Origin of the sequence: Paractinoplanes toevensis (assembly GCF_018332695.1) — a bacterium.
GTDB lineage: Bacteria > Actinomycetota > Actinomycetes > Mycobacteriales > Micromonosporaceae > Actinoplanes > Actinoplanes toevensis.
In genome coordinates this window covers 1-22,592 of record NZ_BOQN01000082.1, presented here as the reverse complement: position 1 = coordinate 22,592, position 22,592 = coordinate 1, and the positions used below count along the sequence as shown (strand labels likewise).

Here is a 22,592-nt window from a genome sequence, read left to right as displayed (position 1 = left end):
TTGATCGACACTCCAACGGCACAAAGGGGGGAGTCACAGAGTGACTCCCCCCTGCCGCATCAGTGAGCGCCGTGCCCCGTCAGGGACCGGACCTCGAGTTCGGCGTACTTGTCGGAGTCGTCCTCCTTCGAGATCACCGTGCCGATCCAGCCGCACAGGAACCCGATCGGGATCGAGATGATGCCCGGGTTGTTCAGCGGGAACCAGTGCCAGTCCTCGTTCGGGAACATGGCCGTCGCCGCGCCGGAGACCACCGGCGAGAAGAAGACCAGCACCACGGCGCTGATCAGGCCGCCGTAGATCGCCCACAGCGCCCCGGACGTGTTGAACTTCTTCCAGAACAGGCTGTAGAGGATCGCCGGCAGGTTGCCGGACGCCGCCACCGCGAACGCCAGCGCCACCAGGAACGCCACGTTCAGGCTCTGCGCGAAGATCGACAGCACGATCGCGACCGCGCCGATGACCAGGGCGGAGAGCCGGGCGACCCGGACCTCGTCCCGCTCGGAAGCGGCACCCCGCTTGATCACGCTGGCGTAGAAGTCGTGCGCCACGCTCGACGACGACGCCAGCGTCAGACCGGCCACCACGGCGAGGATCGTGGCGAACGCGACCGCCGCGATGATCGCCAGCAGGATCGAGCCGCCGGTGTTGCCACCCAGGTAGTCGATGCCGAGCGCCTGGGCCAGCTGCGGCGCGGCGGTGTTGCCGGCCTTGTCCTGCGCGGTGATCGCCTTGCCGCCCACCAGAGCCGCCGCGCCGAAGCCGAGGGCCAAGGTGAACAGGTAGAAGGTGCCGATGATGCCGATCGCCCAGAGCACGCTCTTACGCGCGATCCGGCTGGTCGGCACCGTGTAGAAGCGGGTCAGGATGTGCGGCAGACCGGCCGTGCCGAGCACCAGCGCGATGCCCAGCGAGATCAGGTCCATCTTGCTGTAGAAGGTCTTCGCCGCGTCGCCCGCCGTCTCCACGCCGTATCTCAGGCCTGGTTCGAGGAAGGCGGATCCCTTGCCGGACTGCTCCGCCGCGTCACCGAGCAGCGCGGACAGGTTGAACTTGTAGTGCGCCAGCACCAGCAGGACCATCACGAAGGCGCCGATCATCAGCATGAACGCCTTGACGATCTGCACGTACGTGGTGCCCTTCATGCCGCCGACCACCACGTAGACGATCATCAGGGCGCCGACCAGGATGATCGTGGCGACCTTGGCGGTGTCCGCGTCCATGCCCAGGAACGTCTGCCCGGGCTTGATCCCGAGCAGCAGCGAGACCAGCGCACCCGCGCCGACCATCTGGGCGATCAGGTAGAAGATCGAGACCACGATGGTGGACACGCTGGCCGCGGTCCGTACCGGTCGCTGGCGCATCCGGAAGGCCAGCACGTCGGCCATCGTGTAGCGGCCCGAGTTCCGCAGGAACTCGGCGACCAGCAGCAGAGCCACCAGCCAGGCCACCAGGAAGCCGATCGAGTAGAGGAAGCCGTCGTAGCCGTACAGCGCGATCAGGCCGGCGATGCCCAGGAAGGACGCCGCCGACATGTAGTCGCCGCCGATCGCCATGCCGTTCTGGAAGCCGGTGAACTGCCGGCCGCCGGCGTAGAAGTCGGTGGCGGTCTTCGTCTGCCGGCTGGCCCAGATGGTGATCGCCAGGGTGATCGCCACGAAGCACAGGAACAGCGTGATGGTGAGTCCGCGGGAGCCGGAGGTGGTGGCCTCGGCGGCGAGGGTGTGGCTCTGCATCACTCGGCGCTCCCGGTGCCGGACTCGGCGTCTTCGCGGGCCAACCTGGCCTTGATCTCATCGGCGATCGGGTCGAGCTCGCGGTTCGCGTAGCGCGAGTAGTACCAGGCGATCAGGAACGTCGAAACGAACTGCAAGAGGCCGAAGACCAGGGCAACGTTGATGTTGCCGACGATCTTCGCGCCCATGAAACCGCGGGCGTATGCGGAGAGCAGGACGTAGAGCAGGTACCAGAGGAAGAACGCGACGGTCATCGGGAAGATGAAGTTGCGCAGCTTGCGGCGCAGACGCTGAAATTCCTCGGACTGCTGAACGGCCCGATATCTCTCGGTGGAGGACGAGGCGGGTACTTCTGTCGTCACCGGGATTCACCACCTTCGTGGGGGCGGACTTTTCCGGGAACGTACGAAGACCTGCGGCATCACGGCAGAGCCCGGTCGGACCCTGCGCCGAGTGGTGGTCTGACTGCGCCGAGTGGGTGCTCAGCCCAGCTCGCGGTATCGACCGCGGTAGTGGATCAGCGGCGCGGCCGCCGCATCGGTGGAGATCGTTTCGATCACGCCCTCGACCAGCAGTGCCCACCCGCAGGGCCGGCTGCCGACCAGGCGGCACCCCGCCCACAGCCCGTCCCGCACCGGCCCGTAGGCGGTCTGTTGCCAGGCCCCCTCGACGAAGAGCCCACCCGGCGACGGCATCAGCCCGGCAAATCGGTCGGCCAACTGCCGCTCACCCGGCCCGAGCGGCGCCACCGCAAACATTTCGGACGTTTCGATCGCGTCCCAGAGATCACTCTCCGAGTCGATGAGGCCCAGAACCCGTCCCGGCTCACCGTCCGCGACGAGCATCGACGACACGGTGAGCCCGGCCGGCCCCGGCGCCGTCCAGAGCGTGACCGGCGAGGCCAGCCGCCCGCGCAGCCGCCGAACCGGCGACTTCTCCTCCTCCGGCGTGGCGAAGGGATCGCTCATATGAATCCGGCCGCCCGGCACGTCACTGGTCACCAGATCATTGTGCGTCTGCCACTTTCGGTTACAACTTTTTACACTGTTTGTGTAACCTGATCCCCTCCATGCACACATACGTACAGGCCCATATGGGGAGTCACACGGATGGCTGAGGCGTTGCCGCAGCCCGGCGACGTCCTGTATGTAGGCGGTGCCGCCAGCGTCCAGTTCCAGGGCGAGCGCTCCCTGACCTTCCGCGTGATCCGCGTCGACCCCCGCATCACCTACGACGGCTGGCTGTGGATCGACGGCTACGTCTTGGGCCCGGCCGGCGACGCGACCGAGCGAAGAGTCATCTTCGTCCGCCGAGAAGGCCTACAAAAACGACCATAAAGGTACGGGCATCCCCGTACCCAACCGCAGCATCGCCGTCCCGCCGAGGGGCCCGAGCGCAGCGGGCCCCCAGGCCGTCCCCGGCCATCCGGCCGGGCGGGTAAGAAGGGTCGGTGCTCCGAAAAATCGACTGCGTGATGCTCCGAGTGCCAGACCTGAACGCCGGCGCGACCTTCTACACCGACGTGATGGGCCTGCACGAGCTGTGGCGAGACGAGACCTCGGTGGGCCTGGGCTTCCCGGAAACCGACGCCGAACTGGTCCTGCACACCCTGCACCTCCCACCCGACTGCACCGTCCACTACCTGGTGGACGACGCCCGCGAGGCGGCCGCGACCTGGCCGGGCAAGGTCCGAACCCCACCATTCGAGATAGAGGTGGGCTGGTGCGCGATCCTCGAGGACCCCTTCACCAACCCCATCTGCATCCTCGACCTGACCAAGGGCCCCCGCCCGGCCTAGACGTGCAAGTCCACGCCAAGCGCCGTTCCCGCACCCCGGTCGCAGATCTTGTGAAACTGCTGCTCGCTCCGTACCGAAAATCAACAAGGTCGAGCCGAGCGAGGTCGCGGTCACCGGAAAGGCCGTCGCTTGTCGGCCGTGAGGGCTCAGCGGTTCGGGGTTACGGCGGCCAGTAGCTCGGGCATTCGCTTGTCCAGTTGGTCGGCGGCTATGCCGGAGCCGATCAGGTAGCCGGCCGCGCCGTAGGCGATGCCGGCCGGTAGGCCTATCCAGAGCCAGACCGGAGCGGTGAACAGGGCTATCAGCTGCAGCGGGAGGCTGACTACCACGCCCGCCAGTAGGACGGCCAGGGTCAGGAAACCCTTTGCCGCGCCGCCGCCCGAGGACATCGCGAACGGGTTCGGGGTGTCGGGTAGGGCGTACGCCGCTCTGATCGAGAGCGGGAGTACCAGGCCCAGGCCGACGCCGTAGGCCGCCAGCAGCAGGCCCAGCGTGCCGGCCAACCGGGCTGGGTCGGCCGATAGCACCGCGATCAGCGTGGCCGTCGCCAGCAGCATCGGGATCGTGTAGATCGCGTGGGCCACCGCTCGGGCGTTGATCTCCACTCGGCCGGGGACGCCGGTGGTGATGTTGGCGGCGTAGGCCGTGCCGTCGAAGCCGAACTGGTTGGCCAGCGCCAGGGCGGCCAGTACGCCGACGAAGATGGTCGTGCCGCCCGGCGAGCTCGTGCTCACGGCCAGGGAGATCGGCAGGAACAGGGACGCAATCGAGAAGGTGATCAGGTTGGCCCGGCGTCTGGCGTCGCGCCACCAGTAGCGGATCTCGCGGGACACCAGGGCGCCGAATCGGGTTCTCGGGGCCCAGCGCAACAGCAGCAGGTCGACCGGGGAACGTGTGCTGGCCGAGGTGCGGTTGGTGCTGCTGCCGGCGGTGCCCACCATCGCGCTCTCCACCGTCCGGCTCCACCACCAGAGCAGGGCGGCGATCGCCGCCAGGGAGATCAGCAACTTCAGCGGGACCTGCCAGGCGCGGCCGGCGGCCACATCAAGACCGATGGAGTACGGGGCACCCAGTGGCGTCCAGGCCACCACTCGGGACACCGACGCGACCGTGTCCCAGTCGGCGCGCTGGGCTCCGGCCAGGGCCGCCAACTGCAGTGGGCCGATCGCGGCGGCCAGCAGGGCCAGCGAGATCGCCGCCAGGTCGCGGGAGCGGCGGGACCGCAGGGCAGTGGCGAACGCGCTGGTCACCGCGCGGCTCACGGCCACACACAGGAGCAGGCCGAGCAGGATTCCGACGGCCTGCACGCCTGCCGCGGCGGGGCCGCCGAGCCGGGCCACGGTGTCGACCATTCCGGCGCTGGCGACCAGGGTGGCCAGCGCGGGCAGGCCGGCCAGGGCCGCGGCGAACAGGCCGGTGATCAGGGTGCGGCGGTGCAGCGGGAGCAGGGCGAAGCGGGCGGGATCGAGGGACTCGTCCACGCCGAAGAAGACCAGTGGGAGGAACAGCCAGCCGAGGACCAGCGCGGCGCCGCCCAGGGGAAGAGCGGACTCGGCGGCGAAGAGGCTGTCGGCCACGCCGGGGATGGCGAACGACGAATAGCCGACGATCGCGAAGAAGCCGGCGAACAACGCGCCCAGGACGAACAGGGCGATCCGGGAGGAGCGGCCGCGCAGGCCGTTCGCGGTCAGGCGCAGCTTGAGGCGTACGAACGGCCACGCACCGACTTTCCCGGTCACAGCCACGCCAGCTCGGAACCGGTGGCCACCCGGCCGCCGACCACCTGGACGAAGACCTCCTCCAGCGACTTGTCGCCACGCACCTGGTCGAGCGGGCCGTGCATGCGCAGGACGCCGGACGACATGATCGCGACGTGGTCGCAGAGGCGTTCGACGATCTCCATCACGTGGCTGGAGAAGACGACCGTGCCGCCACCGGCGACGTAGCGCTGCAGGATGTCGCGGATCAGGGCGGCCGAGACCGGATCGACCGCCTCGAACGGCTCGTCCAGCACCAGCAGCCGCGGTGCGTGCAGGAGGGCGCAGGCCAGGCCGATCTTCTTCTTCATGCCGGCCGAGTAATCAACCACCAGGGTGCGGTTGCCGGCCCCCAACTCGAGGACTTCGAGCAGCTCACGGGCCCGCTGGTCGACGGTGGCGGCATCCATGCCACGCAGCAGGCCGTGGTAGCCGAGCAGCTCCGGCCCGGTGAGCCGGTCGAAAAGGCGTACGCCATCGGGCAGCACGCCGAGCCGGGCTTTCGCCGCCGTCGGATCGGCCCAAACGTCGTACCCAAGCAGGAGAGCCCGGCCCTCGTCGGGGCGCAGGAGGCCGACGGCCATGGAGAGCGTGGTGGTTTTGCCGGCCCCGTTGGGGCCGAGCAGGCCGTAGAAGGACCCGGCGGGGACTTCGAGGCTGACGCCGGCGACCGCGAGCTTGGTGTCGAACCGCTTGACCAGGCCGCCCAGTGACATGGCGGCGACCTGGTCATCCGTGCGTTGCCTCGGCACCGTCATGAGCCGAAGGTAGCGGTAGGCGGCCAGCCCGGACTAGCCCACTCGTTCGATGACGGCACGCCGGATGAGGAACTTGCCGGGCTCACGGACCTGCTCGAACGCGGCGTTGTTGAGCAGCACGCAGCTGCCGGACGTGGTCTCGACCTTGACGGTGATGCTCTTGTTGTTGTCCAGGTTGGTGACCTTGAGCGTGGTGCCGATCGGGAAGGTGCCGCTGGACGCGAAGGGCGCGCCGGCCTCACCGGAGAGCGTGACGGTGTTGCCCTTGCAGACGACCTCGCCGGCGCCGGTCCCGGCGGCGTTTCCGGCGGCACTTCCGGCGGCCGGCGGCGCGGCCGGTGCGGTCGTCGCCGCTGCCGGGGGCTTGGTCGTCGGGCGCTTGGTGGGCTTCCTGGTCGCGGGGGCGGCGGGGGCGGCCGCGCCGGGCACCTCGGCCGCCACGTTCGCGGTGCAGCCGGCCACCGCGCGGCGCTGGTTGATCAGGTCGACCACCGCCTGGCGGTTAGCGATCCGGGCGTCGGACAGCGCGTCGGGAGCCGCCCGCTGGCCGGCGATGAACTGAAGGTTCTGCCGGAGCGCCTGGTCGAGCCCGACACAGTTCTCCCCGGCGCTGCTCACCCCGGTGCTGATCGCGAACGCCCCACCGGCGATCGCGACGGCGATCCCGCCGATCATCAGCTTCCGGGTACGCCCACTGATCTGCCCGCTGCGCCGGTAACGCTTCATCGACCCGCTCCTTATGTTCGGTGGCTGCCGTGAACTACGGGGCTGCCCCGAGCGGGGGATGGGAGTCGAACCTTAAACATCCTTAAATGCGCAGCGACTCCGGTGCGTGCAGCCGGAGCATGGTCGCGCCGACGTCGGCCGGCACGCGGCGGCTGGTCAGCAGCGAGCCGACGATCATGACGAGGAACGCGAGCGGCACGGTCCAGGCGGCCGGCTGGCCGATCAACTGGGCCGGCCATCCGCTCAGCGGCGGCCCGAGCACGGTGATCAGCACGGCCGCGACCGCCGCGCCCCCGCCAACCAGCAGGCCGGCCGCCGCGCCGTAGTCGGTCAGCCCACGCCACCAGATGCCCAGCACGAGCAGCGGGCAGAAGCTGGAGGCCGCGACCGCGAACGCCAACCCCACCACCCGAGAAACGTCCATATTAGAGACATAAAGCGACAAAGCGATGGGTACGGACGCGGCCAGCACCGTCGCCACCCGGAAGTCCCGCACCGATCCGGTACGCCCCGCGTGCAGCACATCCGTGAACACCACCCCGGCCACGCTGGTGAGCAGCCCGGACGAGGTGGACAGGAACGCGGCCAGCGCACCCGCGGTGACCAGGGCTCCGAGCAGCTTTCCGGCATGGCCGCCGCCCAGGGCCGCCTCCGGCAGCGTGAGCACGACGGCGTCCGTACGCCCGGTCATCAGCAGTTGGGGTGTGTAGATCCGCCCGAGGACGCCATAGAGCGTAGGCAGCAGATAGAACAGCCCGACCAGCGCGAGCACCACGAGCGTCGTCCGCCGGGCCGAGGCGCCGTCGGGATTGGTGTAGAACCGCACGAGCACGTGCGGCAACCCCATCGTCCCGAGAAACGTCGCCAATATCAGCGAATAGGTGGCGAAGAGCGTCATGTCGCCGCCGGGCAGCAGCCAGTCCGGCCCGAAAGTGGCGTCGACCGTGCTCACCCGCGGCACCGGGGCACCCGCGTCGAAGTGCAGTTCCTCTCCCTTGTGGACCTCGCGCCCGTCGATCACCGCGTCCTGCTCGATCATCACGGCGGTCGCGGCCGGAAACGTGGCCCCGGCCGGCGGGGTGACCGGCGGACGGCCATCCGACTGCCACTGCAGGGCCAGGAAGATCACCGGTACGGCGAGAGCGGTCAACTTCAACCAGTACTGAAAAGCCTGCACGAACGTGATGGCCCGCATCCCGCCGAGCGCCACGTTCGCGGTCACCACCACCCCCACCAACAGCGCACCCCAGGCGTACGACCCACCGGTGACCGTCGTGAAGGTCAGCCCCGCCCCCTGGAGCTGCGGCACCAGGTAGAGGCAGCCGATGAACAACACGAACACGCTGGCCAGCCGGCGCAGCAGCTTCGACCGCAGCCGGACCTGGCAGAAGTCGGGCAGTGTGAAGGCCCCCGACCGGCGCAGGGGGGCCGCCACGAACAGCAGCAGCGCGAGGTAACCGGCCGCGAACCCGACCGGGTACCAGAGCACGTCGACGCCGTACCGCAGGACGAGCCCGGCCACCCCCAGGAACGAGGCGGCCGACAGGTATTCGCCGCTGATCGCGGCCGCGTTCCAGGACGGGCTCACCGAGCGGGAGGCCACCAGGAAGTCGGACGTGGTGCGGGCGAACCGCAACCCGTACGCGCCGATGCCGACGGTCACCAGGACCACCGCGATCAGGCCCGGGACGAGGTACGGGTTCACTGCTCCGGCTTCCGGATCAGCGCGATGAAGTCCTGCTCGTTGCGTTCCGCCCAGCGCACGTAGGCCCACCCGACCCCGACCAGGAACGGGAACGACAACACCCCGAGCAGCATCCACGGCAGGTTGATCCCGAGCACCTTCATCGACCCGACCCCGGGCGCGGCCGCGAACAGCAGCGGCAACGCGCCCAGCCCGGTCACCACCACCAGCGCGAGGCGCAGGGCGAGCGCGAGCTGGGCGCGGACCAGGCCTTTCACCAGCGCCTCACCCACCGGGGTCTGCTCCGCGAGATCGGCGTGGGTGCGGTCGGTGGGACGGCGCCGGGCGGCGACCTCCCCGAGCACCACCCGGGTACGCCGTTGCGCCTGGTCGCCGTCCATGACCGGAGTCTTGCGATCCTGACTCCGATGTCAAGGGCAGAGCGTGGGCCAGCTGGATAGATCGCGGACAATGATCTTGCGGGCCTCGTCTCGCCCGAGGTTCCAGCCGCGCCAGTCGTCCGGGTTGCTCCGGAGCTGGTTGGCGAACTCGGCGAGCAGACAGTCGCGTCGGGCCGGGTCGAGATCGGCCAGCCCCGGCACCGCGTCGGGCGACAACGTGCCCAGGTAGCGGACGTCAACGGTGCGGGCCTGCTCGATGTTGTGCTCGGCGATCAGCCGGTCCGGGTTGGCGGCGGCCAGGCCGAGCAGGGCCAGCACCCCGGCCGCGATCGCCACCCGGGGCAGCCAGGGCGCCCGGATTCGCAGGCCGGCCACCAGGACGAGCACCAGGACCAGCCCGAACCACGCCTCACAGCAGGCGACCAGCAGGCGCAACCGGGTCAGGCCGTACGTGTCGGCGTACAGATTCATCCGGTGCAGGGCCGAGCCGACGATGATCAGGGTGAGCCCGGCCAGGGTGCCCAGCACGATCCGCAGCAGCAATCGGTCGGCCGGCTTCTCCCGGGGCGCCCAGCGGGCCGCGCCGGCCAGCACCACGAGGGTGAGGGCGGTGACGAAGGAGAGCTGCCAGAAGCCGCCGCGGGCGTACTGGGCGTAGGTGAGCCCGTCGGTCTCCAGCACGTGCCGGTTGCCGCCGAACAGCACCGCCAGCTGCACCGCGACGAAACACGCGAACAGCAGCACGAGCAGGCCGAGCGGCACCGCCCACTCGAACCGGGCGACCTTGCGGCCCTCGGTGCCGTCCAGCCCGGTCAGGTCGGGCGGCGCGGCCCGCAGGAACGCGGCCCCGCCGAGCGCGAGCCCGGCCACCACGAAGACGAACACCCAGCGGACCACGGTGGGCGCGCTGACGGCCGGCGCCAGGTGGGACAGTGCCTCGGAGAACGCGGCGTCGGCCGAGGCGAACAGCGCGCCGAACACGGTGAGCAGGGCGATCGAGACGGCGACGGTGGCCGCGACCCGTACGTTGGCGGCCGCCTCGGCCCGCCCCCGCAGCCGGGCCGCGCCCGTGCCGAGCCAGCGCACCGAGCGGAACGCGGCGATCGGCGGCATGGTGAAGCCGGCCGCGATGGCCCGCATCGAGCCGCCGCCGGCCAGCGCGAGCGCACCGGTCAGCGTGGCCATGACCAGGCAGAGCGCGAACAGCCAGCCGGCCGAGCGGAACGTGCCCACGGCGAGCAGGGCCACGGTCGCGGCGGCCCAGCCGTAGCGGTCCGGTCGCGGCTTTGCAGCGGGGCGCTTGACCAGCGGTTCCGGGGTGGTCGGCAGGGGCCGGGCGGGCACGATCGCGCTCACCATCAGCGCCACGGTTCCGGCGACTGCGGTGACCAGCCAGCCCACACCGGCCCGATCGAGCGGGAGGCTGATCGCCGCGATCACGGCGGCTACGGCGACCGCGATGACGGTGGCGGGGCCGGCCGGTCGCGCGGCGCCGGGCCAGTGCCGCGCCCAGGGCGAGATGGACTGCCAGGGGCCGTGCAGCGCCTCACGCGGCCAGCCGGGTGGCGGTTGCGTGCGCGGCGGAGCGGTGAGGAGGCCACCTCTCGCCGAGGCCCCAACGTTCGGGCCGCCAACGTTAGGGCCGCCAACGTTCGGGCCGCCAACGTTAGGGCCACCAACGTTAGGGCCACCAACGTTCGGGCCGCCAACGTTAGGCCGACCAACGTTAGGGTCGCTAACGTTAGGATCACTAACGTTAGTTGGCCCAACGTTCGGTGGTCCGGCGGGTCGGTTCGTGGGAGGTGGCTGGACTGCAGGGGTGGACGGCTGGTTGAACCAGGTCGGATCGGTCGGGCGCTTTTCGGGGCGGTCCGGGTTTTCGGGCATGGTGAAACCTCCGGTGGGTGGGCAGCATCGGATGGCCCGGGGAGACCGGGCCGCGGGGAAAGTGGTTCAGGTCAGGCGGGGGCCTGCAGCGGGAGCGTCACGTGGATGTGGCAGCCGCTGCGGTCCTGGTCGGGTTCGACCACGGCGATGGTGCCCCGGTGCAACTGGACGACCCAGCGGGCGATGGCCAGGCCCAAGCCCGTACCGCCGCCGGTTGGTCGTTCTCCCCGGGTGAAGCGTTCGAAAACCCGGTCGCGTTCGCCCGGCGGGATGCCGGCGCCCTCGTCGGCGACGGCGACCAGCAGGTGGTCGTCGCGGCGTTCGGCCCGGACCAGCACGGTGCCGCCGGGTGGGCTGTGCCGGGCCGCGTTGTCGAGCAGGTTGGCGAAGACCTGGTGCAGTCGTCCCCGGTCGCCCGGCACCACCACGTGCGGGGCGACGATCTCGAAGTGGACGTCGCGGCCGGCGCCGGCCGCGTTCACCCGGGCTTCCGCGACCACGTCGTCGAGGAAGTCGGGCACGTTGATCGGGGCGCGGGCGAGCGCCACCACGCCGGCGTCCACCCGGGACAGGTCGAGCAGCTCGGCGACCAGGCGGCCGAGACGTTCGGTCTGGGCCAGGGCGGTCTGCATCATCGCCGGTTCGGCCTCGGCGACGCCGTCGACGATGTTCTCCAGGAGTCCGTGGAGCGCGGTGATCGGCGTACGCAATTCGTGCGAGACGTTGGCGATCAGCTCGCGCCGCTGCCGGTCTGCCGCCGCCAGGTCGGCGGCCATCTGGTTGAACGCCTCGGCCAGCTGGCCCACCTCGTCGCGGGAGGTGGCCCGGACCCGCCAGTTGTAGTCGCCCTGCGCCATCCGCCGGGCCGCGGCGGTCATCTCGCGCAGCGGCGACGTCATGCCGTGGGCCAGGAACTGGAGTGTGGTCAGGGCGACGATGATCGCGGTGACCGAGGTCCAGAGCGGGAACCAGCCGAGCCACAACGAGAACCAGGTCATGCCGGCCGCTCCGGCGCCGATCAGGATCAGCCCGATCTTGATTTTGATGGACCGGACCGGGTCGAGCGGCCGCGGCAGGCTTCTCATCGTTCGACCTCTAGGGCATAACCGACCCCATGGACCGTACGGATGAGATCCCAACCGAGCTTGCGGCGCAGCCCCTTGATGTGGCTGTCGACGGTGCGGGTGCCGGAGGCGTCCGCCCAGCCCCACACGTCGGCCAGCAGTCGTTCGCGGGGCAGCACCGTGCGCGGATGCGCGGCCAGGTGCACCAGCAGGTCGAACTCGGTCGGCGTCAGGTGCGCCTCGACGCCGGAGCGCAGGACCCGCCGCTCGGCCTGGTTGATCTCCAGGTCGCCGAAGCGCAGGGTCGGCGGCCCGGCCGGGACCGAGGCACCCTTGGCGGCCCGGCGCAGCAGCGCGTGCACCCGGGCGGCCAGCTCGCGCATCGAGAACGGTTTGACCATGTAGTCGTCGGCGCCGACCGCGAGCCCGACCAGCAGGTCGGTCTCGTCGTCGCGGGCGGTCAGCATGAGGATCGGCACCGGCCGCTCGGCCTGGATGCGCCGGCACACCTCGAGGCCGTCGAAGCCGGGCAGCATCACGTCGAGCACGATCGCGTCGGGCGGGGTGCGCCGGGCCGCGGCCACCGCGCCCGGCCCGTCGCCGGCGACCTCGACGGTGAAGCCCTCGGCCCGCAGCCGGGCCGCGACGGCGTCGGCGATGGTCCGCTCGTCCTCGACGACGAGCACCCTTTTCTCCACCGATGCCACCTCCACCCCTGCCCGCGATCTAACCGAGTATGCGCAAGCCCGGCCGGTCAGCCCCCCTGCCTGACCGGCCGGGCTTGCGATGGGGAGCTTATTGATCACCCGTGCAGAGGCGGCGGTGAGCTTGTGAACAAACTGTGGAGATGGCGTGCCTGTGGATAACTCTGTGGAGAACCCCGTGGAGCTGTGGACAAAGGTGTGGATTCAGCGGGTCCAGTCGTGCTTTGCGGCCCTGATCAGGCGGTCTTTCAGCTCTCGGGTGTGCCGGCGGCTCACCGGTAGCTCCACGCCGTCGACCGCCACCACGTAGCCGGAGTTGGTCAGGCGTAGCTCGGAGATCAGCCGGATCTGCACGAGGTAGGACCGGTGGATGCGCACGAAACCGGCGTCCGCCCAGCGTTCGGCCAGCGTGGCGAGGGAGACCCGGACCAGGTGGGAGGCGTCCGAGGTGTGCAGCCGGGCGTAGTCGCCCTGTGCCTCCACCCAGCGCACCGATGAGCGCGGCAGCATCCGGGTGGTGCCGGCCAGCTCGACCGGGATGGCCGGCTCGTCGCCGGGCGCCGTCGGGGCGGGAGTGGGAGTCAGGCGGGACCCGGCCACTCGGCGCAGCGACTCGCCGAGTCGCTCGGCGCGCACCGGCTTGCGGACGTAGTCGGTGACCCCGAGGTCGAAGGCGTCCACCGCGCCGTCGTCGTACGCCGTCACGAAGACGATGGCCGGCGGCCGGGCGAACCGGCGCAGGATGCGGGCCAGCTCCATGCCGTCGAGGCCGGGCATCCGGATGTCCAGGAAGACCGCGTCCACCTCGGTGTCGCGGAGCACCCGCAGCGCCTCGGTCGCGTCGCCGGCCCGGTGCACGTGCGCGACCCGCCCGTCCGCGTTGAGCAGATAGGCCAGCTCGTCCAGGGCGGGTGGCTCGTCGTCGACGGCCAGCACGACCAGCGTCACGCGCGGACCCCCGGATGGAATTTCGGCACTCGCATGCTCACCTTCGTCCCCGCGCCGGGCGCGGTCTCCACCACCAGACCGAAGCGGTCGCCGAAGACCGAGCGCAACCGCTCGTCCACATTGGTGAGCCCGACGTGCTGGCCGTCGTCGTTCTCCGAGCCGCCGGGGGCGAACACCGCCGGATCCATCCCGACACCGTCGTCCTCGACCGTGATGTGGCACTCGGCGCCCGCGTCACGAGCTTCGATGCTCACCATACCGACGCCGGGCTTGCGGGACAGGCCGTGCCGCACCGCGTTCTCCACCAGCGGTTGCAGGCACAGGAAGGGCAGGCCGACCGGCAGCACCTCGGGGGCGATCTGCAGGCGTACCTGGAGCCGGTCGCCGAAGCGGGCGCGTTCGATGGTCAGATAGCGGTCGATCGAGCGCAGTTCCTCGGCGAGCGTGGTGAAGTCGCCGTGCGCCCGGAACGAGTATCGGGTGAACTCGGCGAACTCCAGGATCAGCTCGCGGGCGCGTTCCGGGTCGGTGCGCACGAACGAGGCGATCGCGGTCAGCGCGTTGTAGATGAAGTGCGGGCTGATCTGCGCCCGCAGCGCCCGCACCTCGGCCCGGGCCAGCCGTTCCCGGGAGGAGTCGAGCTCGGCCAGCGCGATCTGCGACCCGGCCCAGCGCGCGGCCTCGCCGGTAGCCTGCACCAGGCCGGGGGCGGGCTGGGCGTCGGCCACCGCGACCAGGGCGGCGGTGGCCCGGCCGTCCGGACCGGACAGGGGCGCGACCACGGCACCGCGGACCACGCAGTCGACCCGGTCGCAGGGCAGGTCGGCGGCGGCCAGCACCACCGAGCGGTGGGTGGTCAGGGCGCGCTGGGCGGCGGCGGTGAACTGCTCGCGGTGGTGGCTGCCGCGCCCGTCGAAGGCCAGGCAGTGCTCGCCGTCGTCGACGGCCAGGCCGACCGCACCGACCAGGGCGCGCAGGTGCCGGGCCGCCTTGCCGGCGCTGGCCGGAGTGAGCCCGCCGCGCAGCGGTTCGGCCGCGAGGGCGGCGGTGTGCAGGACGTCGTAGGTGGCCCGCTGCATGGCGGTGGCGATGCCTCGGCGAGCCCGCAGCCGCACCACGGCGGCCACCGCGGCGGCCAGTGCGGCGATCACCGCGACGACCGCGAGAGCGCTCCCTACCTGTCCCGTCACGCAGCAAAGGTTATGGCCCGGAAACACGGCCATAACTTGTTGGCAGGGAGCCAATTGGGATTACCAGGCGGTAACAATTTTTAACAGCATCGAGGAACCTCGATACAGCGAGGTCGCAGCAACACCCACACCCTGGGGAGAGCTAGATGTCCACATCCGTCCGGCGAAAAAGGGCCGCCGTCCGTAACGCCCTGATCGCCCTGTTCGCCATGATCCTCGCGTTCGTGGCGGCACCCACCGTTCCCGCTCTGGCCGCCAATCCGTACGAGCGTGGCCCCGCACCGACCACCGCCAGCATCGAAGCCACCACCGGCTACTTCGCGACCACCAAGCTCACGGTGGCCCGGTCCAGCGTCACCGGCTTCGGCGGGGGCACCATCTATTACCCGACGAGCACGACCGCGGGAACCTTCGGCGCGGTCGCCATCGTGCCGGGCTTCACCAACGTGCAGTCGGCGGTCGCGTGGCTCGGCCCGCGCATCGCGTCACAGGGCTTCGTCGTGTTCATCATCGACACCAACAGCGTCTACGACCAGCCCGACTCCCGCGGCACGCAGCTGCTGGCCGCACTCGATTACCTCACCAAGACCAGCACGGTGAAGAGCCGCATCGACGCGGCCCGGCTCGGCGTCATGGGTTACTCGATGGGTGGCGGTGGCGCTCTCTCGGCCACCCGGACCCGGACGACCCTGAAGGCCAGCGTGCCGATGGCGCCGTACCACGGCACCAAGTCCTGGTCGGGCGTCCGCACGCCCACGCTGATCATCGCCGGCGAGAGCGACACCGTCGCGCCGCCGTCGTCGCACGCGCTGCCCTTCTACACCAGCCTGCCCACCACGCTGGACCGTGCGTACCTGCTGCTCAACAACGCCACCCACAGCGCGCCGACGTCGGCCAACGTGACCATCGCGAAGTACAGCATCTCCTGGCTCAAGCGGTTCATCGACGACGACACCCGCTACGACCAGTTCCTCTGCCCCAACCCGTCCGGCACCGCGATCCAGGAGTGGCGCAGCAACTGCCCCTACTCCTGAAGTCCCTCGGTAAGCAGATCGAGCAAACGTGACGCGAGTTCGCGCTGACGTTCCTCGGCGGCGATCAACGTGATCCCGCCGAGGGACATCAGCAGGTCGTTCGGATCGATTCCCGGCCGTACGCTCGGATCGCTCGCCAACAGCGAGGCGATCGCCGACCGCAACTGATCCCGGGTCTGCTGTTTCTCCTCCGGCGAGGTCAGTGCCGCGCGCAGCGTCTCGCCGAGGCCGCGCTTGGTCGCCATGAAGTCGACGAACCGCTCCATCCAGGCCCGCAGGGTCCCGGACGACGCCGACGCGCAGAGCCGGTCGACCTCCTGCCGGTAGACGGCCTCGACCAGGGCCTCCCGGGTGGGGAAGCGGCGATAGACCGTCCCGATGCCGACGCCGGCCTCGCGCGCGATCGCCTTCAGTGAGGTGCCGGTGCCGTCCCGTTCGAAGGCTTGCGCCGCCACCCGCAGGACCCGGTCGTGGTTCTCCTGTGCGTCAGCTCTCATCGCGCTCCCTGGTAAGCGGACCGAGGTCCGCTTACAGTCGAGTTAAGCGGACCGAGGTCCGGTTAGACGATAGCAAGGAGCAAGCCATGACCACCTTCGGCGCGACCTCCACCGCGGCCGACGTCATCGCCGGCGTCGACCTCACCGGCAAGCGGGCGATCGTCACCGGCGCCTCCTCCGGCATCGGCCGGGAAACCGCGCGAGTGCTGGCCGCCGCGGGTGCCGAGGTCACCCTCGCGGTCCGCGACCCGGCGACCGCGCCGCACATCGGCGAGATCGCCCGGCTCGACCTGGCCGACCTCGCGTCGGTGTGCCGCTTCACCGAGAGTTGGAAAGGTCCGCTGCACATCCTGGTCAACAACGCCGGGATCATGGCGACCCCGGAGATGCGCTCGCCGCAGGGCTGGGAGCTGCAGTTCGCGACCAATCACCTCGGGCATTTCGCCCTCGCCCTGGGCCTGCACGACGCCTTGGCCGCGGCCGGCAACGCGCGGGTGGTCGTGGTCAGCTCGGTCGGGCACATCAACGGAGAAGTCCTCTTCGAGGACATCAATTTCGAGAGGCATCCGTACGATCCATGGGCCGCCTACAGCCAGTCGAAGACGGCGAACGTGCTGTTCGCGGTCGAGGCGGCCAAGCGCTGGGCGCCCGACGGCATCGCCGTGAACGCGCTGAACCCGGGCCGGATCGCGAGCACCAACCTGGGCCGGCACATGCCCGCGCCGCCGGCCAGTTTCGACCCGGCCGGCGCCACCGGCGTCTCGATCAAGACCATCGAGCAGGGCGCCGCCACCTCGGTGCTGCTGGCCGCGTCCCCGCAGGTAGAGGGCGCAACCGGCCACTACTACGAGGACTGCCAGATAGCGCCTGCGCACACGCCAGGCGTACGCCGTGGGGTGGCTTCTTATGCTCTTGATCCCGCCAAAGCCGCAAGGCTTTGGTCAGTAAGCGCCCTTGCGCTTCAAGACCACCCAGATCGTGCGCCAGAGGATGCCCAGGTCGTAGGTGAGTGACCAGTTGTCGACGTAGTAGAGGTCGAGCCGGACCGCTTCGTCCCAGGACAGGTCGGAGCGGCCGGACACCTGCCACAGGCCGGTCATGCCGGGGCGGACCAGCAGGCGGCGCCGCACGTCGCCCAGGTAGTCGCCGTCGTCGGCCGGCAGCGGGCGCGGGCCGACCAGCGACATCTCGCCCTTCAGCACGTTGATCAGCTGGGGGAGCTCGTCCATCGAGGTGGCCCGCAGTTTCTGCCCGAAGGAGAAGATGCGCGGGTCCACCTTCATCTTGAACATCATGCCGTCGGACTCGTTGAGCTCCTCGAGCGTGGCCTTGCGTTCCTCGGCGTCCACGTACATCGTGCGGAACTTCCACACCCGGAACGTGCGGCCCTCGTGGCCGACCCGGGGCTGGCGGAAGAAGACCGGGCCGGGGTCGGAAAGCTTGATGCCGAGCGCGATGATCGCCAGAAACGGGCTGAGCACGAGCAGGCCGAGACCGGCCGCCACCCGGTCGAGCAGGTTCTTCGCCAGCCAGCCGGGGCCGGAGAGGGTCGGTTCCTCGACGTGCAGCAGCGGCAGGCCCTCGATCGGGCGGATGTGCACCCGGGGGCCGGCGATGTCGGTGAGCTGCGGCGCGACCACCAGGTCGACGCCGGTGCCCTCCAGTTGCCAGGCCAGCCGGCGCAGTTCGCCCGGCTCGGCGCTGGCCGAGCCGCAGACCGCGATCGTGTCCGCACCCACCTCGCGCACCAGCGACAGCAGGTCCCGGGTCGCGTAGACCGGGACCGGGGTCTCGATGCCGCGGGCCGCCGCGTAGCCGTCGGTCAGGTGGATCGCGACCGGGATCAGGCCGGCCGCCGGCGAGCGGGTGACGGCCGTGTAGACCTCGAGCGCCTCGGGCAGCGTGCCGACGAGGATCATCCGGTGCGCGCCGTGGCCGGTGCGCCGGCGGGTCAGGTGCAGCACCTGCCGGGCGGCGACCCGGTCGAACAGCAGGAAGAGAAGAGCGCTCACCGACACCATGGCGACCGTGCCGCGGGACAGCCCGGTCTTGGTGGCGAACGCGAGCAGCGACACGGCGGCCACCACGGTGACCGAGGTGCGGACGATCCGCTTGAACTCCTCGCTGCCCAGACCCAGGTAGCGGCGGTCGTAGGTGCCGTTGGCCCAGAGCAGGATCAGCCAGCCGAGCGGCAGCACGACGTAGGCGAACACCGAGAACAGGTCGGCGTCGTGCAGGAACAACAGGCTCTTCCCGGCGAAGCCGGACTTGGACTTCTCCAGCAGGGTCGACGCCAGGAAGCTGGCCAGCAACACCGCAAGAAGATCGAGAATGACAAGGGCCAACGTGTACGGCCGGTGCCAGCGGGACAGGCGCTTGTGCGTCCGGTTCCAGGCCGATCGGGGTACGCCGTTGCTCGGCGGCTGATCCTGCTGCCACTCGAAGCTGTCGTACGGCACGGGTTTGCTCCGGCTGCTGTCGGTAACCGGGCGATGCAGGCTGGTAGTCACGTCGCCTACGTCCTCCCGCATCCGGAAAAGATTACGCACCGCCACGAGATCTCGGGTTTCGACCCCGTGCGGCTTGCCTGGGACCGGGCCACTATACCGATGGAACGCGTGGAAGGGAGCGGACGTTGCGCACCCTGTACCGCACCGAGTGGCTTGTGCACGGAGCGTGACGAGTGAGCGCTATCGAATCAGCTTGGAGAGGCGCCGGTCGGCCAGCGGTTTGCCGCCGGTCTGGCACGTAGCGCAATACTGCAGACTCTTGTCGGCGAACGAAACTTCACGGACCGTGTCCCCGCAAACAGGGCAAGGAAGACCGGTACGAGCGTGCACCCGCAGGCCGGCCCGTTTCTCGCCCTTGAGCGTGGCGGCCTTCTGCCCGACCGAGCGGGCCACCGCGTCCGTCTCCACCTCGCGCATCGACCGGTAGAGCTCGGCCATCTGCTCGTCGGTGATCTTCCCGGTCAGCTGGAACGGCGACATCTTGGCGACGTGCAGGATCTCGTCGGAGTACGCGTTACCGATGCCGGCCAGCACCTCCTGGTCGACCAGCACACCCTTGATCTGGCCGTTGCGCGACCGGATGCGCTCGGCGAACTCGGCCTCCGAGACGGCCAGAGCGTCCGGGCCGAGCCGGGCCACGCCGGGCACCTCGGCCGGATCGCGCACCAGGTAGGCGGCCAGCGATTTCTGGGTGCCGGCCTCGGTCAGGTCGAAACCGGAGCCGTCGTCGAGCCGCATCCGCAGCGCGATCGGGCCGCTGCCCGGCTTGAGCGGCGCCGGCGACTTGAACGAGTCGCGGTAGTGCAGCCAGCCGGCCCGGGCCAGGTGCACGACCAGATGCAGGTCGTCAACTGAGCCTTCCCGCGGCGGAAAACCTAATGCAACCCCGTTGGAGAGCCCGATATCGAGGAATTTGCCGTGCCGCCCGGCGGCGCGGACGGTCATCCCGGCGACGGCGGAGGCGGGCGGGTCGTAGGTCTTCAGCGCGCTGAACGAGGACACCTCGAGGCGCTCCACGGTGTGGCCGACGGCCCGCTCGCGCAGGTAGGCAGCGAGCGCCTCGACCTCGGGAAGTTCCGGCACGGGTACAACGGTAGCGTTTCTCACCATGAAGGTCGTGGTTGCGCACAACCGGTACCGCGAGGCCATCCCCTCCGGGGAGAACGTCATCGTGGACACCGAGATCGCCCAGCTGCGAGCGGCCGGGGTCGAAGTACTGCCGTTCCAGCGCAGCTCCGACTCGATCGGCGAGCTGCCGGCCGTGCAGAAGGCGCTGCTGCCGATCTCCCCGATCTACGGCGGCCCGGCCCAGCGTGACCTGGCCGAGCTGCTGGCCGACGAGCGCCCCGACGTGCTGCACCTGCACAACCCGTACCCCTTGTTGTCGCCCTGGGTCATTCGCACCGCGCACGCCCACGGCGTGCCGGTCATCCAGACGGTGCACAACTACCGGCAGGTCTGCTCGTCCGGCCTCTATTTCCGGGACGGCCACAACTGCCAGGACTGCCGGGGAAAGATCGTCGGCTGGCCGGCGGTGAAGCACCGGTGCTACCGCGGTTCGGCCGCGCAGAGCGCCCTGATGGCCACCACCCTCGCCGTGCACCGGCCGACCTGGCGGTCCGTGGAGAGATACGTCGCGCTCACCGATCAGATCGCCGCCCACCTGCGCGACTACGGCATCCCGGCCGACCACATCGTGGTGAAGCCGAACGCCTACCCCGACCCCGGGGAGCCCGGTCCGCTCGGCGAGGGCTTCCTCTACGGCGGCCGGCTCTCCCCCGAGAAGGGCCTGGAGCTGCTGCTGGACGCCTGGCAGCGGCACCCGGACGGCACGCTGGGCCCGCTGCGGATCGCCGGCGACGGTGAGCTGCGCCCGCTCGCCGAGAAGGCCGCGTCGGAGCGCTCGGACGTCACCTACCTGGGCATCCTCGACCGCCCGCAGATGGCGGCGGAGCGGCGCGCGGCGGCGGTCGTGGTGGCCGTGCCGACCTGGAACGACGTGCTGCCGACGGTGATCCTGGAGGCGATGGCCGACGGTCGCCCGGTCCTGGGCACGGCGGTGGGCGGTCTGCCGTACCTGATCGGGGAGGAAGCGGGCTGGCTGGTCCAGCCCGATCCGGCGGCCCTGGCCGCCGCCCTGCCGGTGGCCCGCGACGAGGCCGCCGGTCTCGCGAAGCTTGCCCGGAGTCGCTACCTGCGCGAATTCCATCCGGACGTGCTGACCGCCCGGCTGGTCGACATCTACCAGGAAATCACAGCAAATTCTGACCGTACGCCGAGGTAGCGCGCGATCATTTCGGGGAATGCTGCCCGAGTGAATCGACGAAACCTGCTGCTCGGCGTGGGTGGTGCCGCGCTGGTCGGGGTGGCCGGCGGCGGGGTCGGCTATGCGATCGCCTCCCCCGGTTCCGTGGATCCTCCGGCCGAGACCCCCGCGGCTCCCGCCAAATACCGCTCCCGGCCCGACCTGCGCACCATGCCGGACGTCACGATCACGACGGCCGCCAACGGGACGGTCGGCGGCTTCATCTGCCTGTCCCCGGCCTCCGGCACCGGACTGTGGGGCCCGCTCATGGTGGACGAGAAGGGCTCGCCGGTCTGGTTCCGGAAGGTGGCCGACCCGGCCACCGTGGCGATCGACTTCAAGGTGCAGCGATACCGGAACAAGAGCGTGCTGACCTGGTGGGAGGGCACCATCGGCGGCACCGGCGGGCAGGGCGTCGGCCAGGGCGAGTTCGTGATCGCCGACAGCTCGTACCGGGAGATCATCCGGGTGCGCGCGGCCGGCACCGAACAGGCCGACCAGCACGACTTCGTCATCACCTCCGGCAACACCGCGCTGTTCTGGGTCTACGCCCCGATCCCGTACGACCTGAGCCCGGTGGGCGGCCCGACCGACGGCGTCCTGCACGACGGGGTCATCCAGGAGGTCGACATCGCCACCGGCAAGAAGCTCTTCGAGTGGCGGGCCAGTGACCACGTCGGCCTGGACGAGTCCTACGCCCCGCTGCCCCAGGGCGACTCGGCCCACCTGCCCTACGACTACTTCCACGCCAACTCGGTCGGCCTGGCCGCCGACGGCAACATCATCATCTCGTCCCGGCACACCTGGACGGCGTACAAGTTGGACCGCCGGACCGGCGAGGTGATCTGGCGGCTGGGCGGCAAGAAGACCGACTTCACCGTCGAGGAGAAGGCAAAATTCGCCTGGCAGCACGACTTCCGCCAGCGCCGCGACGGCAGTTACAGCGTCTTCGACAACGGCGCCGGCGTGACGAAGGTCCGCGACTACTCCCGTGGCCTGGTCCTCAAACTCGACGAGGCCGCGAAGACGGCAGCGTTCGTCGCCGAATACCTGCACCCCGACAAGCTCTCGGCGCCGACCCAGGGCAACTTCCGCGAGCTGGCCGACGGCGGCTCGTTCATCGGCTGGGGCCAGATGCCCTACTTCACCGAACACAACGCCGACGGCAGCGTCCGCCTGGCCGGCCACATCCCGCTCGACAACCAGTCGTACCGCGCCTACAAGGTCGACTGGACCGGCGAGCCCCTCGACCAGCCGGCCCTCGGCCTGCAAGTAGAGGGCAGCAACGTGATCGTCAGCGCAAGCTGGAACGGCACGACCGAGGTGAGCAGGTGGCGGGCGCGCTCCGGCGCCCAGCCGGGCGCCCTGACGGGCGCGACCGAGGCACCCCGGTCCGGCTTCGAGACCACCCTGACAATCCACGGCACTCCGGAGTACGTCGTAGCCGAGGCCCTCGACGCCACCGGCAAGCTGCTGGGCGCCTCCTCAGCAATCCCGGTCCGGGTCTAGGCCGATCATCGATCGTCGCTGACCGTCCGGGCGGGTTCGCGGGCGCAACGCGGGTCGTTGGTGGTGTGTCGCGGTCGGTCCTCA

General features: G+C 70.2%; 22 protein-coding genes. 6 read left to right on the top strand and 16 right to left on the bottom strand.

The window, feature by feature from the left end:
- Positions 1–59: 59 nt before the first annotated feature.
- The 3 genes from Ato02nite_RS31130 to Ato02nite_RS31120 form a co-directional block, all read right to left on the bottom strand.
- Positions 60–1,736 (bottom strand): monocarboxylic acid transporter, encoded by a 1,677-nt coding sequence (locus tag Ato02nite_RS31130; RefSeq protein ID WP_213010241.1) that lies wholly within the window; start codon positions 1,734–1,736, stop codon positions 60–62.
- Positions 1,736–2,098: a DUF485 domain-containing protein gene (locus Ato02nite_RS31125; RefSeq protein ID WP_213010232.1), complete on the bottom strand. Its 363-nt coding sequence runs from the start codon at positions 2,096–2,098 to the stop codon at positions 1,736–1,738. The genes Ato02nite_RS31130 and Ato02nite_RS31125 overlap by 1 nt, the downstream gene beginning before the upstream one ends.
- 120 nt (positions 2,099–2,218) lie before the next feature.
- Positions 2,219–2,704, bottom strand: coding sequence for a flavin reductase family protein (locus Ato02nite_RS31120; protein WP_246607623.1), 486 nt, complete (start codon positions 2,702–2,704; stop codon positions 2,219–2,221).
- Between the two features lie 141 nt (positions 2,705–2,845).
- Between Ato02nite_RS31120 and Ato02nite_RS31115 the strand changes: the two genes are divergently transcribed.
- Positions 2,846–3,073, top strand: a complete 228-nt coding sequence (locus Ato02nite_RS31115) for a hypothetical protein (RefSeq protein ID WP_213010230.1) — start codon at positions 2,846–2,848, stop codon at positions 3,071–3,073.
- A 113-nt stretch (positions 3,074–3,186) separates the two neighbouring features.
- Complete coding sequence (locus Ato02nite_RS31110) at positions 3,187–3,534, top strand: VOC family protein (protein ID WP_213010229.1); 348 nt, start codon at positions 3,187–3,189, stop codon at positions 3,532–3,534.
- A gap of 146 nt (positions 3,535–3,680) precedes the next feature.
- On the opposite strand, the gene Ato02nite_RS31105 is transcribed toward Ato02nite_RS31110, so the two are convergent.
- The 10 genes from Ato02nite_RS31105 to Ato02nite_RS31060 form a co-directional block, all read right to left on the bottom strand.
- A complete protein-coding gene (locus tag Ato02nite_RS31105; protein ID WP_213010228.1) occupies positions 3,681–5,273 on the bottom strand; it encodes an ABC transporter permease in 1,593 nt (530 codons plus the stop codon).
- On the bottom strand, positions 5,270–6,049 hold the full coding sequence (locus tag Ato02nite_RS31100; protein WP_213010227.1) for an ABC transporter ATP-binding protein: 780 nt from the start codon (positions 6,047–6,049) through the stop codon (positions 5,270–5,272). Before Ato02nite_RS31100 ends, Ato02nite_RS31105 begins: the two co-directional genes overlap by 4 nt.
- A 33-nt stretch (positions 6,050–6,082) precedes the next feature.
- Positions 6,083–6,775 carry an SCO2207 family protein gene (locus Ato02nite_RS31095; RefSeq protein WP_246607619.1) on the bottom strand — a complete coding sequence of 231 codons (693 nt, stop codon included), beginning with the start codon at positions 6,773–6,775 and terminating at the stop codon, positions 6,083–6,085.
- An 82-nt stretch (positions 6,776–6,857) separates the two neighbouring features.
- Entirely contained in the window at positions 6,858–8,480 is a 1,623-nt protein-coding gene (locus Ato02nite_RS31090; RefSeq protein ID WP_213010226.1) for a sodium/solute symporter, read from the bottom strand.
- On the bottom strand, positions 8,477–8,860 hold the full coding sequence (locus tag Ato02nite_RS31085; RefSeq protein WP_213010225.1) for a DUF485 domain-containing protein: 384 nt from the start codon (positions 8,858–8,860) through the stop codon (positions 8,477–8,479). Before Ato02nite_RS31085 ends, Ato02nite_RS31090 begins: the two co-directional genes overlap by 4 nt.
- 30 nt (positions 8,861–8,890) lie before the next feature.
- Positions 8,891–10,300, bottom strand: coding sequence for a DUF4153 domain-containing protein (locus Ato02nite_RS31080; RefSeq protein ID WP_246607618.1), 1,410 nt, complete (start codon positions 10,298–10,300; stop codon positions 8,891–8,893).
- Between the two features lie 518 nt (positions 10,301–10,818).
- Positions 10,819–11,832: a HAMP domain-containing sensor histidine kinase gene (locus Ato02nite_RS31075; protein WP_213010223.1), complete on the bottom strand. Its 1,014-nt coding sequence runs from the start codon at positions 11,830–11,832 to the stop codon at positions 10,819–10,821.
- The gene (locus Ato02nite_RS31070; protein WP_281419840.1) at positions 11,829–12,509 is read right to left on the bottom strand and encodes a response regulator transcription factor; all 681 of its coding nucleotides are present in this window, start codon (positions 12,507–12,509) and stop codon (positions 11,829–11,831) included. The genes Ato02nite_RS31075 and Ato02nite_RS31070 overlap by 4 nt, the downstream gene beginning before the upstream one ends.
- Positions 12,510–12,719: 210 nt before the next feature.
- A complete protein-coding gene (locus Ato02nite_RS31065) occupies positions 12,720–13,463 on the bottom strand; it encodes a LytR/AlgR family response regulator transcription factor (protein ID WP_213010221.1) in 744 nt (247 codons plus the stop codon).
- Complete coding sequence (locus Ato02nite_RS31060) at positions 13,460–14,653, bottom strand: sensor histidine kinase (protein WP_213010220.1); 1,194 nt, start codon at positions 14,651–14,653, stop codon at positions 13,460–13,462. The genes Ato02nite_RS31065 and Ato02nite_RS31060 overlap by 4 nt, the downstream gene beginning before the upstream one ends.
- A gap of 146 nt (positions 14,654–14,799) precedes the next feature.
- On the opposite strand from Ato02nite_RS31060, the gene Ato02nite_RS31055 reads away from it, so the two are divergent.
- Positions 14,800–15,687: an alpha/beta hydrolase family protein gene (locus tag Ato02nite_RS31055; protein ID WP_213010219.1), complete on the top strand. Its 888-nt coding sequence runs from the start codon at positions 14,800–14,802 to the stop codon at positions 15,685–15,687.
- Here Ato02nite_RS31055 and Ato02nite_RS31050 read toward each other — a convergent pair.
- A complete protein-coding gene (locus Ato02nite_RS31050; RefSeq protein ID WP_213010218.1) occupies positions 15,678–16,184 on the bottom strand; it encodes a TetR/AcrR family transcriptional regulator in 507 nt (168 codons plus the stop codon). The genes Ato02nite_RS31055 and Ato02nite_RS31050 overlap by 10 nt on opposite strands.
- Before the next feature lie 86 nt (positions 16,185–16,270).
- On the opposite strand from Ato02nite_RS31050, the gene Ato02nite_RS31045 reads away from it, so the two are divergent.
- Complete coding sequence (locus Ato02nite_RS31045; RefSeq protein ID WP_213010217.1) at positions 16,271–17,197, top strand: SDR family NAD(P)-dependent oxidoreductase; 927 nt, start codon at positions 16,271–16,273, stop codon at positions 17,195–17,197.
- Here Ato02nite_RS31045 and Ato02nite_RS31040 read toward each other — a convergent pair.
- Together Ato02nite_RS31040 and Ato02nite_RS31035 are read right to left on the bottom strand one after the other, a co-directional pair.
- Positions 17,126–18,715, bottom strand: a complete 1,590-nt coding sequence (locus Ato02nite_RS31040) for a sugar transferase (protein ID WP_213010216.1) — start codon at positions 18,713–18,715, stop codon at positions 17,126–17,128. The genes Ato02nite_RS31045 and Ato02nite_RS31040 overlap by 72 nt on opposite strands.
- 159 nt (positions 18,716–18,874) lie before the next feature.
- Positions 18,875–19,777, bottom strand: a complete 903-nt coding sequence (locus Ato02nite_RS31035) for an Fpg/Nei family DNA glycosylase (RefSeq protein WP_213010215.1) — start codon at positions 19,775–19,777, stop codon at positions 18,875–18,877.
- 25 nt (positions 19,778–19,802) lie between these two features.
- On the opposite strand from Ato02nite_RS31035, the gene Ato02nite_RS31030 reads away from it, so the two are divergent.
- Positions 19,803–20,978, top strand: coding sequence for a glycosyltransferase family 4 protein (locus tag Ato02nite_RS31030; RefSeq protein ID WP_213010214.1), 1,176 nt, complete (start codon positions 19,803–19,805; stop codon positions 20,976–20,978).
- Positions 20,979–21,008: 30 nt separating this feature from the next.
- A complete protein-coding gene (locus Ato02nite_RS31025) occupies positions 21,009–22,508 on the top strand; it encodes an arylsulfotransferase family protein (protein ID WP_246607616.1) in 1,500 nt (499 codons plus the stop codon).
- Positions 22,509–22,592 lie beyond the last annotated feature (84 nt).